Here is a 13523-nt window from a genome sequence, read left to right on the forward strand (position 1 = left end):
CCTACTATTAATTTATAAAAAAACTGGAGTCTCTTGTGAGCAAGTTTATTAAGTGGTTTAAAGATCTTCATATGGAAGATGTCGGTGAAGTTGGCGGCAAAAATGCCTCTTTGGGAGAAATGATTTCTAACCTGACAGACCTAGGTATCCAAGTACCAAACGGTTTCGCAACTACTTCCTACGCTTATCAAACGTTTATAACAGAAAGTGGCCTAGACGAAAAAATCCACCAAGCACTCGGCGCGTTGGACGTAGACGACGTTCACGCTCTTGCAAAAACTGGCGCACAAATTCGCCAATGGATTGAAGACGCTACCTTCTCTGCTGAATTTGACCAAGAAATAGAAGCCGCTTTCGCCGTTTTATGTGAAGACAATGCCGACGACACTTCGTTCGCTGTTCGTTCATCCGCGACAGCAGAAGATTTACCAGACGCTTCTTTCGCTGGTCAGCAAGAAACCTACCTAAACGTCAAAGGGTTGGCAGACATCAAAGCCTCCGTCAAACGCGTTTTTGCATCACTCTTTAACGACCGCGCTATTTCATACCGTGTACACCAAGGCTTCGAACACCAAGGCGTGTCTTTGTCCGCAGGTATTCAAAAAATGGTGCGCAGTGATATTGGCGCTTCCGGCGTCCTTTTCACCCTAGACACAGAATCTGGTTTTGACGAAGTCGTTTTCATCACGGCAGCGTACGGTTTAGGCGAAATGGTTGTACAAGGTACAGTCAATCCAGATGAATACTACGTTCACAAGCCAACACTAGCAGCGAACCGCCCTGCCGTTGTCCGTAAGAGCCTAGGCAGCAAAGCACAAAAAATGGAATACGCCGAAGTCGGCGGCGATGACGAATTTGTCAAAATCGTGCCTGTTGCTTTAGATGATCAAAATCGTTTCGCACTCACCAATGATGAGATTGAAGACCTTGCTCGCCAAGCATGCATCATCGAAAGCCATTACCAACGTCCGATGGACATTGAATGGGCAAAAGATGGCATCGACGGCAAGATCTACATTGTTCAGGCTCGACCAGAAACCGTACGCAGCCAAGGCAACGCCCAAAGCATGGAGCGTTACAACCTAAAACAAACATCTAGCGTAATGATCACTGGTCGCGCCATTGGTCACAAGATCGGCACAGGGAAAGTCAAAGTGTTGTCTTCTATTGCCGAAATGGATCGTATTGAACCAGGCGATATATTAGTAACCGATATTACCGACCCAGATTGGGAACCGATCATGAAGCGCGCTTCTGCGATTGTCACCAATCGTGGCGGACGCACTTGTCACGCGGCCATCATTGCACGCGAACTCGGCATTCCGGCTGTGGTTGGCTGTGGCGACGCGACAGACGTGTTAAAAGATGGACAAAGCGTGACCGTCTCTTGTGCACAAGGTGACATGGGCTTTGTTTATCAAGGCGAATTACCATTCGACATCATCACCTCTGAAGTCGGCAACATGCCAGAGCTACCGGTCAAAATCATGATGAACGTCGGCAATCCAAACCGCGCTTTCGACTTCGCCATGCTTCCCAATGCGGGCATTGGCTTGGCTCGATTAGAATTCATCATCAACCGCATGATCGGCATTCACCCGAAAGCACTATTGAACTACGCAGACATGACCCCCGCTTTACAAGAAGAAATCGACCACCGAATCGCGGGTTACAACAGCCCAGTAGAATTCTACGTCGATAAACTCGTCGAAGGCGTTGCCACATTGGCGTGTTCCTTCTCCAACAAACCAGTGATCGTGCGTTTGTCTGACTTTAAGTCAAACGAATACCACAACCTTGTCGGCGGTCCGTTGTTTGAACCAGACGAAGAAAATCCAATGCTTGGTTTCCGTGGCGCGGCGCGCTACATAGATGCGTCATTCCGCGATTGCTTCGCTTTAGAATGCGAAGCCATCCGTCGCGTGCGTAACGTCATGGGACTGACCAACGTACAAATCATGATTCCTTTTGTACGTACCTTAGAAGAAGCACAGCAAGTCACCGAGCTTCTAGCAGAACAAGGTTTGGCTCGTGGCGAAAACGATTTAAAAGTCATCATGATGTGCGAATTACCATCCAACGCATTATTGGCGGATGAGTTCCTACAATACTTCGACGGCTTCTCTATCGGCTCAAACGATTTAACCCAATTGACGCTAGGGCTAGACCGTGATTCTGGATTGATCGCTGACAAGTTCGACGAACGCAATCCTGCCGTCAAAAAACTGCTAAAAATGGCGATCACCGCCTGTCGAGAACAAGGCAAGTACGTTGGTATCTGTGGCCAAGGCCCATCTGACCACGCTGACTTCGCCGACTGGTTAGTGGCTCAAGGTATCGAAAGTATGTCCCTTAACCCAGATACCGTGATCGAAACATGGTTACATTTGGATGAAGTGCTAAAAAGCGCGTCACTAAATAAAAATGTTATTTAACACATTTTTTAAGATGAGCTAAAACACTGGCTCACCTTGAAACCGATCTGCATCTTGATGACGCATTGAAAAGTGCTTCATCGGGTCAGAATGCTGTGTAACAACAGCGCGTGACCTTATCGTATGTCACTCTCTAGTTTTATAGCCCCGCTCTGCGGGGCTTTTTTTTGAGTCCCCTCCCCTTTCCTGTAGGTTGGGCTTTAGCCCAACGCGGAATTATCGTGCGACTCGTAGGCCAGATAAGCGAAGCGTAATCCGGCGCTGAAAGCGCAGCTTTCATTGTATTTTGTAGATTGGACTTTCTAACAAAAACTCTGTGAACTGACTATTTTTGAGTTAAAAGTCAAACCGGAATTTATGGGTGGAGATACAATTCATTTCTCAACGAATCATTTTGTTGCGCGTTTAGCTATTATAAATAAAACCAACATGCACGTTTTGTACTGGTAGGAAATAAGAAAGCCTTTTAGTATCAATGGATAAGAATATCGACAAAGGAGTTGATGGTGATTTCAGGTTATAAAATCAGTTCTGAAACAAATGATATGGATGTTTCAGTTATTCATGGTTATATTTCTAGATCTTATTGGGCTGAAAATATTCCATTACGTACCATGGAAACAGCAATAAATAATTCATTATGTTTTGGTGTGTTTACTGATTCAGGAAATCAAGTAGCTTTTGCTCGAATGATTACAGACTCCGCAACATTTGCTTACTTAGCTGATGTTTTTGTTTTAAAGGAACATCGCGGTAAAGGCATTAGTAAGTGGATAATGAAAAACATTATAGACCACCCAAACTTGCAAGGTATACGTCGTATGGCGCTTGCTACAAGTGACGCACATGGCTTGTATGAGGAGTTTGGTTTTAAAGCATTAAACTCTCCAGAATCATTTATGGAATTACATCAACCGGATGTGTACAAATAAGCATACCAAGCCAATCAAGCAGGACTAAAAGAACAATTGGGGTCAGATAAAAATTAAACTTTATTTTCAACTGACCCCAATACTTCAGTGAAATAAGGCTGTAAGCCTAACAAAAATCTGCACCTGACAAATATTGCTACGTTCGTTTTTATGTATGTCGCGTAGCTCCATTTCACACAAAAATGCTCTCCGCAATATTTGCTGCTGAGCTTGGCGTTATGAGTCCGATGAGCGTATTCTCAAAACTGAATTAGTATATATAGAAAGGGTGCAATGGAATGATCATGAATGAAGAGCGCCACATATATGAGGCGCTTACTAGGCTAAATTATTTTCCAAATCAAAAAGAAGGTGAAAATGAGCTACCACCTTGTTTTTCTACGAGGCAATACACTCCGGAAATTGTCGAGCTAATTGTTGCCTGTGTTGAAGAAAAAGAGAGACGAAAGCTTGGCTATGATCAAGTCGAGTACTCGCTAACAAGACATAATAATGTTCCTAGGAAGCTAGGCCTTATACATCCTAAAGCGTACGCCCATTTAGCAAAAACGATTTCAGATAACTGGAAAGAAATAAAAGTAATATCGGAGAATAAGTGCAGTATTATAAAGCCTGACTTACATGCTGATGGACGGATAATGATAATGAATTATGAAGATTCGTCATCAAAGGTTAGTAGATCTTCTCTAGAGGGGTTTGGGAAGCGGTTCAGAGTTCATGCTGATATATCTAACTGCTATCATAGTATTTATTCTCACTCGATCCCTTGGGCAGTATTAGGCTTTAATGAGTCCAAAATAAAACTTTCCAAAGGAAATTCAGGAAGGGGTCACTGGACGGATGAACTAGATTTATACACTAGAAAGTCTAAGAGAAATGAGACTTTAGGTATTGCTATTGGCCCTGCTACCTCGAGTATTATAGTTGAACTGATTCTGGGGCATATTGATAATGCTTTAAATATAAAAGGGTTTATTTTTAAGAGGTATATCGATGACTATATATGCCACTGTACTACTCACGAAGATTCACAGAATTTCATTCGGGAATTGGGCCGACAATTAAATCGTTTTAAGTTAAATTTAAATATCAACAAGACAAAAGTCGTAGAGCTTCCTGAGCCGATATCGGACGATTGGGTCTCAGAATTAACCGCGTCGCTTCCCTCATTATTTACCGACTCGACTTACATAAAACGAAAATACTTACTTTCTGAATTGACGGTGTATTTTGACAGGGCTGTAATAATCAACAAAAGGACTCCCGATGGAAGTGTTTTGAAGTATGCTGTAAAAACCGTACTTGGATTCATCGATAATAGCGCGGTCCCTTCAGTCCTTGATTATTTAATTAACTTGGCATGGTATTTTCCTCTCCTATTGCCGTGCTTGGATTCTCTTATATCACATGAATCAGTTAACCCCGAAGTCTTCAGCGAAAGGCTAAACGCTATAATCATGGAGAATGCTAAGAACAATAGGTCGGATGGAATGGCGTGGCCGCTCTACTATCTTAAAAAGCACAACCTAAAAGCTAGTAGAGAAGCATGTGTGTCGGTCTATAAATCAGAAGACTGCATAGCTCTTCTCTGTCTATACTCACTTGGAGGGTTAAGAGATCAAATAATCAGCTTTGCTAATGATTTGGTCTGTAAGACCGAATATGAAAAAGACCAGTACTGGTTGTTGTTGTACCAGCTGTATAGGGAAGATCTTTTAATTAACGTATATCGAGATAACTGCGTCTTTGAACTAATGAAGAATAACGAGGTTAATTTCCTCCCGGCTGAGAACGAACTGTCAATATGCGAAAAGTACTGCGATTACCTTAATAACCCCTTTAGAAAAATGCCGCTAAAGGAAGTTACCGATTCTGATGTAAATGATAAGCCATTTGATGTTTGGTGTGCTGAATATAGGATTCAAAAGAGAACAATTTAGGTCAGATGAAAATTAAAATTTATTTTCATCTGACCTCAACTTTTGGATTCATAACTGTTTACTAGGTTCCACTTCGTTTTATTTTAGCCAACGATTAATCACCGCTTATTGCGGCGTTAGACTTTTAAGGATGTAGATATGCTGAAGCACATCAGTGATGAAAGTGAATCTTACGGAATTTCTGTAACTGTTTCGGGATTGCTAGCAGGTTTTTCGTTTACAGCAATGATCGCTATTATTGCATTACAAGAGGTTGCAGTGTTCATTGATATGGCATTCTATTCATTTCTAATAGCTACCTTTTGCTTTTTAATTTCCACGCTAGGTGGCTGGGCGACTCTTGAATGGGTTAGTGAATTAAAAACCGATGACTTCAAGAAAACTTTCTTTCACAATGGTTGTATATGGGGATTTCTTTTGGGGCTTTTAGCGTTTTTGTTGGGGGTAGTCGCAACAGCTTTTCTCTATTCGACTCAGGCTGGAATTATCGCGAGCACTTTGAGTTTCTGCACTTTATTATTTTTCATAAAGGTAGCTCAGGAAATATCAAATGCAATGAAAAAGCTCGCGACATAAATCGTATGCAAGTCGTTCTTATACTAACAAAAGTATTCACTCGACTGCACCTCGCAACCCCGATTGCGCGAACCTATGGCGTTTCAGAGTCATTTCAAAATATCTTCTCGCAAGCCGACAAAACCAATCAACCCCATCTTCCGTCTTCCCCTTGAAGAAAGGGGAAGAAACTAAAGCGTTGATGAACTAAACGCCCTCTCCACAAAAATAGCCTAGTGCGTGCCATGGCTGCATAAAGAATCTGGTTTCTTTCAGTGGATAGGCACCCCAGTTGTGTTAGTACAGCCGTCCTATCTAAGCCGCTTTCATTGACTGACGACCTGTTTAGAGACTATATTTGGTCTTAATTAGAGGTGTTTATGAAATTATCAGATCAAATCAAACCTATTAGCTATTTAAAAGCTCATGCCGCTGAAGTCGTGCGTAACCTGTCTGCTAACATGCAGCCCATGGTGATCACTCAAAACGGTGAGGCTAAGGCGGTTATACAAGACATCAAAAGCTATGAGCAAACCCAAGAAACTATGGCGCTGCTTAAGATGTTGGCTTTGGGCCAGCGTCAAGTCGACGAAGGAAAGGTTCAGCCTGCTGGTGATGTTGTGGCTAAGCTTCGTAATCGGAGCAGTAGACGCTAATGAGTTATCAGGTATTTCTCACTGATGATGCCGCTTACGATCTAGAGGCTCTATACGACTATATCGAATCTCATAATATCCGCGAAAAAGCGGATTTCGTTCTCGACAAAATCGAGGAGGCATTTTTAAGCCTTGCCGATAACCCAGAGCGCGGGACTTATCCTAATGAGTTGCTCGCTGTCGGCCTACGTGAATACCGAGAAATCTATTTCAAAGCCTACCGCATTATTTACCGAATTAGCTCGTCGTCTATTTATGTCATGGTGATCGCTGATGGTCGTCGCGATATGCAATCCCTTCTCGAACGCCGCTTGTTCCAAGCCTAAGGATATAATGGGTCAGCTAAGGTCTGATAAAGAATAGGGTAATTCTTCATCTGACCCTAAATTTACTAAGCTCTGAGAAAGTAAGGTATAGATGGGTTTTTCTGCTACTAGGAAGGGAGCGTTAAACTGGCTCTGAAACGCAATAAGATCGCGCAGTACAGAAAAGCTTCCCGTCTTTATAGGCTCCGCTGACTGATAAGTTAAAAGTGAAGAGAATCATTTACTCAATAATTACTCTAAAAAGCGAAAAGATAGAAAAATCCACCACCCTTTTGATTTTCTGAACGGGTTACCAATGTGAAATCGACTTGATTGCAGATTCATTAGATATGAATTTTCTGTCATACGCTTGATTCACTGACTTGTAAAAGTAGCTATGAATCTAAAATACTAAATAATGAAACGCGTTTCTGGTTACAAAGCCGCAAATAGGATATTTTATCTCTGTTTGGAGATTGTGCTTGTATAACCTTCCTTACTGTATAGCTTTCATCGAGAAAGTTTCAATTTAGCTTTTGGCCTTAATAAAAGTAAATTTTTAATGGTCAAAAATAGGAATTTAATTAAAAAATATTAATTATCAACAGGGATCTAAAATGAAAAAAATTCTAAGTTTTATCATACTGGCAGTAGTCATAACGGGGTGTTCAAGTACAAAACCTATATTAAACCTTCAAAATGAGCCTGTTAGTGAGCATATTTCTATAACCGATGTAACACAAATCGAAGTTCAAGAGGCAATTCTCGCAGCTGGAGCAAAACTTGGTTGGACTGGTGAGGTTATTGAGCCTGGGTTAATTGATGCAACACTTCAATTAAGAACCCATGAAGCGGTAGTTGAAATTTCCTACTCAGATAAACAATATAGTATCAATTATAAAAGCAGTAAAAACCTTAAGTATAAGGATGGAAATATCCATAAAAACTATAATAGATGGGTAGCCAACTTATCAAAAACGATTAAAGAACAAGTCATTTATAGAGCATCGCTAACGGGTGATGAAGCGATTGTTAATACATCAAAAGGTATGTCAATTTGGGAAGTGGATGGTGATAGAAAAGTAAGTGCTATTAGAATAATGTCGACTGGCGTAGGGTTGAACTCTGTATTATTTTCAGAAGGTACTCACACTATTGGAGGCATGGTTGTAAAACGCCAATTAAAAATTGGATCGGTTGACTACAAAGCAAAGCATGAATACCTGATTGATTACGTGATTGAAGATAAGAAAATTTATTACTGGGTGAAAGATTTGACTGATAATGTTGTTGTTTATGGTACGGATAGAAAATCTCAGTAGAGCGTATCATTTTAAAATTTTGAGAAAGCTTCTATTTTTACAAGATGGTCATTGTTCGTAACACGAAGGCTATCTGACTCAATGAAATTGAAGTGGTTATGCCTATAGAAATAATACTAGAGGCATAGCCACTTATCTGATGATGTTATTGATACCGAACTCTATGTTAAAAAAAACTTTTGGCAGCTCCTAAATTTAGGCTTAATATTTTCATAGAGGGAGGCACGACTTAATAAATATATTTGGTTATTTTTTAATCAGCTAGAAAGGTAACACGCACAGCAAAGCCAGTATAAAAGTTAGGAATGCAAAGCGTTTGAAAAGAACCAATAACCCCATCTTCCGTCTTCCTCTTGAAGAAAGGGAAGAGACTAAGCCCCATATTCTGTAGGTTGCCTGTAATGACGCTTTAATAAAAAAACCTAACCAATCAATTCATATGAAATCACATACAGGCGTTCAACATCTGGATATATTTCTTGGATGATGTTTTTCAGTTCTGGCAGTGTCATGTTTTCTTGTTGGGCGTGAAATTCCGACAGTTGGCTGAATCCGATGGCATCGACAGATTGGATTTTCAATGCACAAAACCATCGATCATTTTCATAGGTGGACACTTGTACCACGCTGTTTGGTGCATAGTCTTTTTCTGCTTCATCACGAATAGTGATGGTTTTCTTGCCTAATAATATGTCGGCTTCGAATCGTTCGAAAAACGTTATTTTAGACAGGCTCAAGGCTCTTTCCTTTTATTATTTTTCGATTCAATGTTTGTTCAATGCAGATAGCCGAATGGGCATCATTAGCAGCATACTGAATCTGGTTTTTCTTAAGTGGATACGCACCCCAGTTTGATTTTTGAGCGCCTTTTCCTAGACGTGCTTTTAGTACCATGGCAACAGCGGCTCGTGCGCCAATGCTGTTTTTTTCTCCGGCTAAATTTTTTAACGTAACCGATAAATCTTGCGTATTGACTATGTCTATATTCAATTTATTGCGCAGCTCTTTATTATCACCTTTGAGGCCGAACCCAACTTTTTGGATATTGGAATTGCTTAATATTTGCGAAACCGCGGCAACAGCGGCGGGGAATCGAGTTGGAAATAAAAATGCCTTTGATTGCGTTGCCAGTTGGATTAACGCAGGTCCGGGACTCACCTCACCTTTACGAAAAATAGGTTTGCTTTCCGTATCGAATCCCAAGCACGTTTCGTTTTCCAGTTCTTTTAGTGCGTCTGTAGCATCCTGTTCATTTTCAATGATCTTAATCTCTGAAAGATCAAGACCAACATACAAAGGCAACTCAAGAATCTGTTCCTTAGTAGGACGTTCCATATCATATCTCTTTAATTGTTAATGCTTAGACCAAAATCCGAGGAGAGAATAAAAACCAATGGTTCTATAAAACACTAATCATAACCTAGCACGATCAAACGCATGTTATAATCGCGATCAAACACATGCTATAGCCGAAGGTTTGGGCTAAAAAATGGCCATTTCTGAACATCCCTCAAAACTGAGTTTACCGCAGACGAATCCCGGCGTCGTCACCGTATTGGAATACCTAATCATTAAGTTTCCTTATGTTGATGCGCAGATTTGGCAACAACGTATGGCCGATGGCAAAGTTCACTGGCACGACGGCTCACTGATAAACGCGCAATCACGCTTTCAGCCACAGCAGCGGGTTTACTATTACAGAGAAGTCGAAAGCGAACCCTGTATTCCTTTTAAAGAATCAATACTCTTTCAGGATCAGCATATTTTAGTCGCCTATAAACCCCACTTTCTCGCCGTTACGCCTGGTGGTATCTATGTGAATGAATGTTTGCAAAATCGTTTACGTCGCAGCACAGGCATCGAAAGCTTACAAGCGCTGCACCGCTTGGACAGAGTGACAGCCGGTTTAGTGATGTTCTCTATTAATCCAGACACTCGCCATGATTATCATCGGTTATTTGAAACGCGACAAATACACAAAACCTATCAGGCCATAGCAAGCATCAGCAGCGATGACCATCTAATCGATAAAAAGTGGGACGTTAGGAATCGTATCGTGCCGTCTGAACCACGCTTTCTCATGCAAGTGACTAAAGGCGAAGCTAACAGCCATTCGATGATTCGATGCGTGCAACAAACGACTCAGCAGGCACTGTTTGAACTGCACCCAGTAACAGGGAAAACCCATCAGTTGCGTCTACATATGCAAACATTGGGTTGGCCGATTCTGAACGATAAATATTACCCGCAACTACAACCTCAATCAGCGGATAATTATTCAGCGCCATTGCAGTTACTGGCCAAGGAACTTCAGTTTATTGACCCAATCACTCAGCATTCTAGACACTTTCGTTATGACGACAACTTGCTATTAGACCAAAAATAACGCTGTCATTAGACCAAGAACAACGTCATCTTAGCAGTCTTGGCCGATGATTTTGAATTTGGTCTTTTACGCTTCTTTCAGTTCTTTTAAGAGATCATGAATTTCAGCTTTAAGTTCTTTATCGATGATTTTATTGCTGTGTATTTTGGCTTGTTCCAAATACTCAATGGCGCTCGCTTTTTCACCCAATTCTATTTTCAGCAACGCGGCTGAAAAGCCAATCGATGATAGGTAATCTTTTGAATTCATCGCGGCGGCTTTCAACAACGCTTTGTCGTAAATAGAAACCGCCAATTCTAAATCATCGGTGAAATCCCCCAGTGTTTCCCACTGTACAGGGTGATCTTTGTCCGTATCGTCGTTGTCGTTACAGATTGCCTTCAATTCTTCATAATAAGTATCAAAGCCAGTTTGGTCCTTTTTATGAGCGCAACTCATTAATTCTTTGGCTAGAAAAAGGACTTCTTTGTATATTTTCGTGTTCATAATTCACTCTATATTAGACATTCAGCGATGCAATGAAGGGTATGTTAATTTTTATAGCGTATTTATGACAGCTTTTGTCGCGCTTCAAGCATATCGACTGGTTCTGTAAGCGTTCGCTTGTGCTATTAACGCTGGCGATCCACTTACATGTGCACCAAAGAACCTCTGTCATTGTTGGCTAATGCGATATTAAAACCAAACGCCGTACTTTCTTCTGAGTAAAAAAGCTCAACCTATCTGTTTCAATAAATCGATTGTCGCTTGTTTAGGGCTTGGCGCGTGACATATTGCAGAGACGAGCGCCACGCCATCGACGTTAGTGCCAACAATGGCGTCTAGGTTAGACGCATTAATGCCTCCGATCGCGACGATTGGAAAAGAACATTTGGCAACTGCGTTGCGCAGCCCCTCTATTCCCCATTCTTTTTTAGTGTTGCTTTTTGTTGGTGTGGCAAAAATGGCGCTTAACCCTACATAATCAATCGGCAAGGATTCAGCGTCAATAAGCTGTTGCTCGTTTTCAATGGAAAGACCAAGCAGTTTGTCTTTACCTATCAAACGACGCGCAGTGTCCGCGGGCATATCAGATTGACCAAGGTGCACGCCGTCGGCATCTACCGCTAACGCAACATCGACTCGGTCATTGATGATTAAAGGCACGCCTGTGCCCTGCAAAATGGCTTTAACCGCAAATGCCCTTTCAATAAAAGCGCGTACGTCACCGTGCTTTTCGCGTACTTGAACCATAGTCACGCCACCAGCAACGGCGCCTGTTACCACGGCTTTTAACGTTTCTAGATCTTGCTGATCATCGGTGACTAAGTACAAACGATACGGGTTCATTTTACTCTCAACATTTGGTTATTTAATGGCATTAATAGTACGTCAAATGCGAGACATATTAACATGATGACGAATACGTTTACCCTAATCTCATACGTGTCGAATTCTTTAGGGTGGTAGGAATTAACAATTCGCTTTAGTATCCGTTAGTAAAATGGCATTTAAAATACGCACGATAGATCGAGTAAAAATCAGCAGGGAGTCCCCAATTAATGCAATACAGAATAGCGAATATGGACGATTTAGAAGGCATCGCTCAGCTGCATGCCCAGAGTTGGCGTAACTCCTATCGCGGTATTTTTCCAGATGATTTTCTTGATCATGATGTCTGGGATGAACGACAAAACGCTTGGGCAAGTCGCTTGTCTTCACCTAAAAAAAATCAATACATCATAGTCGCGACAGACAATGATGAAATATACGGATTTATCTGCGCCTTTGGCCATGAAAGTACCCAGTGGGGAACCTTTATAGACAACTTGCATGTTTCAAGCGCCGCTCAAGGCAAAGGTATTGGCAAGCAACTACTCTATTTAATTGCGGAATGGGTGGATAACACCTTCAAACACAAAGGCTTATACCTTGAAGTACTAGAAGACAATGTCGACGCCCAACACTTTTATCATCGTCTTGGCGCAAGACATCAAGAAACTAATTTATGGCAACCACCGGGTAATGGCGAAAAGGTAAATGACATGCTTTTTGTGTGGAAAAATGACCACCCTTTACTGCCACACAATATTACCGCGAAGGCATAATATTAGTATTGAGGAACTAATCGATGACATTGTATTAAAAAAAACAATTCAGCGAATAGCCCCTCAATAATTTTTTTACCTCAGCTCATTTTAAGCCGTTGAATCAATGTTTCTTCATCCAACAAATACAAGGCGTCTAACAAATTAAGCTGTAAGCTCCCCGGGCCTTTGGATTGCTCTGCGGCGATTTCACCCGCGACACCCAAAACCGCAGCGGCGGCTAAGCCGGTTTCTTCACCGACGGCGGCAAACGCGCCAGTTAATGCGCTCAGTGTGCAACCCATTCCCGTCACATACGGCATCATAATATGGCCGTTATTAAGCTTAATTTGACAGTCAGCGGTAATAATAAAATCCGTTTCCCCTGAGACCACCACATTACATTGGTAGGTTTTCGCCAAATATTGCGCGGCGCCGACGGCGGCTTCACTGCTGTCCATTGAGTCGACGCCTTTGCTTGTCCCTTGCTCTCCCGCCAAGGCGATGATTTCCGACGCATTGCCTCGAATGATCAACTTGTTCGCGGCTTCAGCAATCTGCCGAGATGTTTGTGTGCGTAGTTTACTCGCACCGCAACCAACCGGATCAAGCACAACAACTTTATTGTGGTTATTCGCTTGCTCTACCGCGACCATCATACGCGGTATCCAAAGGCTGTCTAAGGTTCCAATATTAATCACTAAGGCGCCGGAAAAGGACATCATCTCCGCCATTTCTTCACGGGAGTGCGCCATGATTGGGGAAGCACCAATAGCCAGCAACGCGTTGGCCGTGTTGTTCATCACCACGTAATTAGTGATATTCACCACCAGCGGTTTCTGCTCACGCACGGCATGCAGTGCGTTAATAATCGTATCGATATTCATACTGTTACCTTTTGCTTTTCACTGTTAACGTCAGCTTCT

At 41.9% G+C, this 13523-nt stretch carries 14 protein-coding genes; 9 read left to right on the plus strand and 5 right to left on the minus strand.

Going from position 1 to position 13523, the window contains the following annotated elements; all coding sequences use genetic code 11:
- Positions 1 to 35: 35 nt before the first annotated feature.
- The 7 genes from ppsA (at position 36) to MP3633_RS13020 (ending at position 8145) form a co-directional block, all read left to right on the plus strand.
- Positions 36 to 2435, plus strand: coding sequence for a phosphoenolpyruvate synthase (gene ppsA / locus MP3633_RS12990; RefSeq protein WP_176335866.1), 2400 nt, complete (start codon positions 36 to 38; stop codon positions 2433 to 2435).
- A 503-nt stretch (positions 2436 to 2938) separates the two neighbouring features.
- A complete protein-coding gene (locus tag MP3633_RS12995; protein WP_244959637.1) occupies positions 2939 to 3367 on the plus strand; it encodes a GNAT family N-acetyltransferase in 429 nt (142 codons plus the stop codon).
- 278 nt (positions 3368 to 3645) lie between these two features.
- Positions 3646 to 5307, plus strand: coding sequence for an antiviral reverse transcriptase Drt4 (drt4, locus tag MP3633_RS13000; protein ID WP_217909011.1), 1662 nt, complete (start codon positions 3646 to 3648; stop codon positions 5305 to 5307).
- A 138-nt stretch (positions 5308 to 5445) separates the two neighbouring features.
- Positions 5446 to 5883, plus strand: coding sequence for a hypothetical protein (locus tag MP3633_RS13005; RefSeq protein ID WP_112137567.1), 438 nt, complete (start codon positions 5446 to 5448; stop codon positions 5881 to 5883).
- 359 nt (positions 5884 to 6242) lie between these two features.
- The gene (locus MP3633_RS13010) at positions 6243 to 6518 is read left to right on the plus strand and encodes a type II toxin-antitoxin system Phd/YefM family antitoxin (RefSeq protein ID WP_112137565.1); all 276 of its coding nucleotides are present in this window, start codon (positions 6243 to 6245) and stop codon (positions 6516 to 6518) included.
- Positions 6518 to 6844, plus strand: coding sequence for a type II toxin-antitoxin system RelE/ParE family toxin (locus tag MP3633_RS13015; RefSeq protein ID WP_176335868.1), 327 nt, complete (start codon positions 6518 to 6520; stop codon positions 6842 to 6844). Before MP3633_RS13010 ends, MP3633_RS13015 begins: the two co-directional genes overlap by 1 nt.
- A gap of 596 nt (positions 6845 to 7440) precedes the next feature.
- Positions 7441 to 8145, plus strand: coding sequence for a hypothetical protein (locus MP3633_RS13020; protein ID WP_176335869.1), 705 nt, complete (start codon positions 7441 to 7443; stop codon positions 8143 to 8145).
- Positions 8146 to 8567: 422 nt separating this feature from the next.
- Here the strand turns inward: MP3633_RS13020 and yqfB are convergent, their stop codons facing one another.
- A complete protein-coding gene (gene yqfB, locus MP3633_RS13025; RefSeq protein WP_217909012.1) occupies positions 8568 to 8882 on the minus strand; it encodes a N(4)-acetylcytidine aminohydrolase in 315 nt (104 codons plus the stop codon).
- On the minus strand, positions 8869 to 9480 hold the full coding sequence (locus MP3633_RS13030) for a 3'-5' exonuclease (RefSeq protein WP_176335870.1): 612 nt from the start codon (positions 9478 to 9480) through the stop codon (positions 8869 to 8871). The genes yqfB and MP3633_RS13030 overlap by 14 nt, the downstream gene beginning before the upstream one ends.
- 154 nt (positions 9481 to 9634) lie before the next feature.
- Between MP3633_RS13030 and MP3633_RS13035 the strand changes: the two genes are divergently transcribed.
- Positions 9635 to 10531, plus strand: a complete 897-nt coding sequence (locus MP3633_RS13035; protein ID WP_176335871.1) for a pseudouridine synthase — start codon at positions 9635 to 9637, stop codon at positions 10529 to 10531.
- A 66-nt stretch (positions 10532 to 10597) separates the two neighbouring features.
- Here MP3633_RS13035 and MP3633_RS13040 read toward each other — a convergent pair whose 3' ends face one another.
- Together MP3633_RS13040 and thiE are read right to left on the minus strand one after the other, a co-directional pair.
- Positions 10598 to 11017, minus strand: a complete 420-nt coding sequence (locus tag MP3633_RS13040) for a tetratricopeptide repeat protein (RefSeq protein WP_176335872.1) — start codon at positions 11015 to 11017, stop codon at positions 10598 to 10600.
- A 228-nt stretch (positions 11018 to 11245) separates the two neighbouring features.
- A complete protein-coding gene (gene thiE, locus MP3633_RS13045; RefSeq protein ID WP_176335873.1) occupies positions 11246 to 11860 on the minus strand; it encodes a thiamine phosphate synthase in 615 nt (204 codons plus the stop codon).
- Positions 11861 to 12072: 212 nt separating this feature from the next.
- On the opposite strand from thiE, the gene MP3633_RS13050 reads away from it, so the two are divergent.
- Positions 12073 to 12618 carry a GNAT family N-acetyltransferase gene (locus MP3633_RS13050; protein ID WP_176335874.1) on the plus strand — a complete coding sequence of 182 codons (546 nt, stop codon included), beginning with the start codon at positions 12073 to 12075 and terminating at the stop codon, positions 12616 to 12618.
- Between the two features lie 80 nt (positions 12619 to 12698).
- On the opposite strand, the gene thiM is transcribed toward MP3633_RS13050, so the two are convergent.
- Positions 12699 to 13484, minus strand: coding sequence for a hydroxyethylthiazole kinase (thiM, locus tag MP3633_RS13055; RefSeq protein ID WP_176335875.1), 786 nt, complete (start codon positions 13482 to 13484; stop codon positions 12699 to 12701).
- Between the last annotated feature and the right edge of the window lie 39 nt (positions 13485 to 13523).

It is taken from the genome of Marinomonas primoryensis (assembly GCF_013372285.1).
GTDB lineage: Bacteria > Pseudomonadota > Gammaproteobacteria > Pseudomonadales > Marinomonadaceae > Marinomonas > Marinomonas primoryensis.

Coding starts and splice junctions, on each gene's coding strand:
- MP3633_RS12995 (WP_244959637.1), top strand. CDS start 2,939: ATGGTGATTTCAGGTTATAAAATCAGTTCTGAAACAAATGATATGGAT.
- drt4 (WP_217909011.1), top strand. CDS start 3,646: ATGATCATGAATGAAGAGCGCCACATATATGAGGCGCTTACTAGGCTA.
- MP3633_RS13005 (WP_112137567.1), top strand. CDS start 5,446: ATGCTGAAGCACATCAGTGATGAAAGTGAATCTTACGGAATTTCTGTA.
- MP3633_RS13010 (WP_112137565.1), top strand. CDS start 6,243: ATGAAATTATCAGATCAAATCAAACCTATTAGCTATTTAAAAGCTCAT.
- MP3633_RS13015 (WP_176335868.1), top strand. CDS start 6,518: ATGAGTTATCAGGTATTTCTCACTGATGATGCCGCTTACGATCTAGAG.
- MP3633_RS13020 (WP_176335869.1), top strand. CDS start 7,441: ATGAAAAAAATTCTAAGTTTTATCATACTGGCAGTAGTCATAACGGGG.
- MP3633_RS13030 (WP_176335870.1), bottom strand. CDS start 9,480: ATGGAACGTCCTACTAAGGAACAGATTCTTGAGTTGCCTTTGTATGTT.
- MP3633_RS13035 (WP_176335871.1), top strand. CDS start 9,635: ATGGCCATTTCTGAACATCCCTCAAAACTGAGTTTACCGCAGACGAAT.
- MP3633_RS13040 (WP_176335872.1), bottom strand. CDS start 11,017: ATGAACACGAAAATATACAAAGAAGTCCTTTTTCTAGCCAAAGAATTA.
- thiE (WP_176335873.1), bottom strand. CDS start 11,860: ATGAACCCGTATCGTTTGTACTTAGTCACCGATGATCAGCAAGATCTA.
- MP3633_RS13050 (WP_176335874.1), top strand. CDS start 12,073: ATGCAATACAGAATAGCGAATATGGACGATTTAGAAGGCATCGCTCAG.
- thiM (WP_176335875.1), bottom strand. CDS start 13,484: ATGAATATCGATACGATTATTAACGCACTGCATGCCGTGCGTGAGCAG.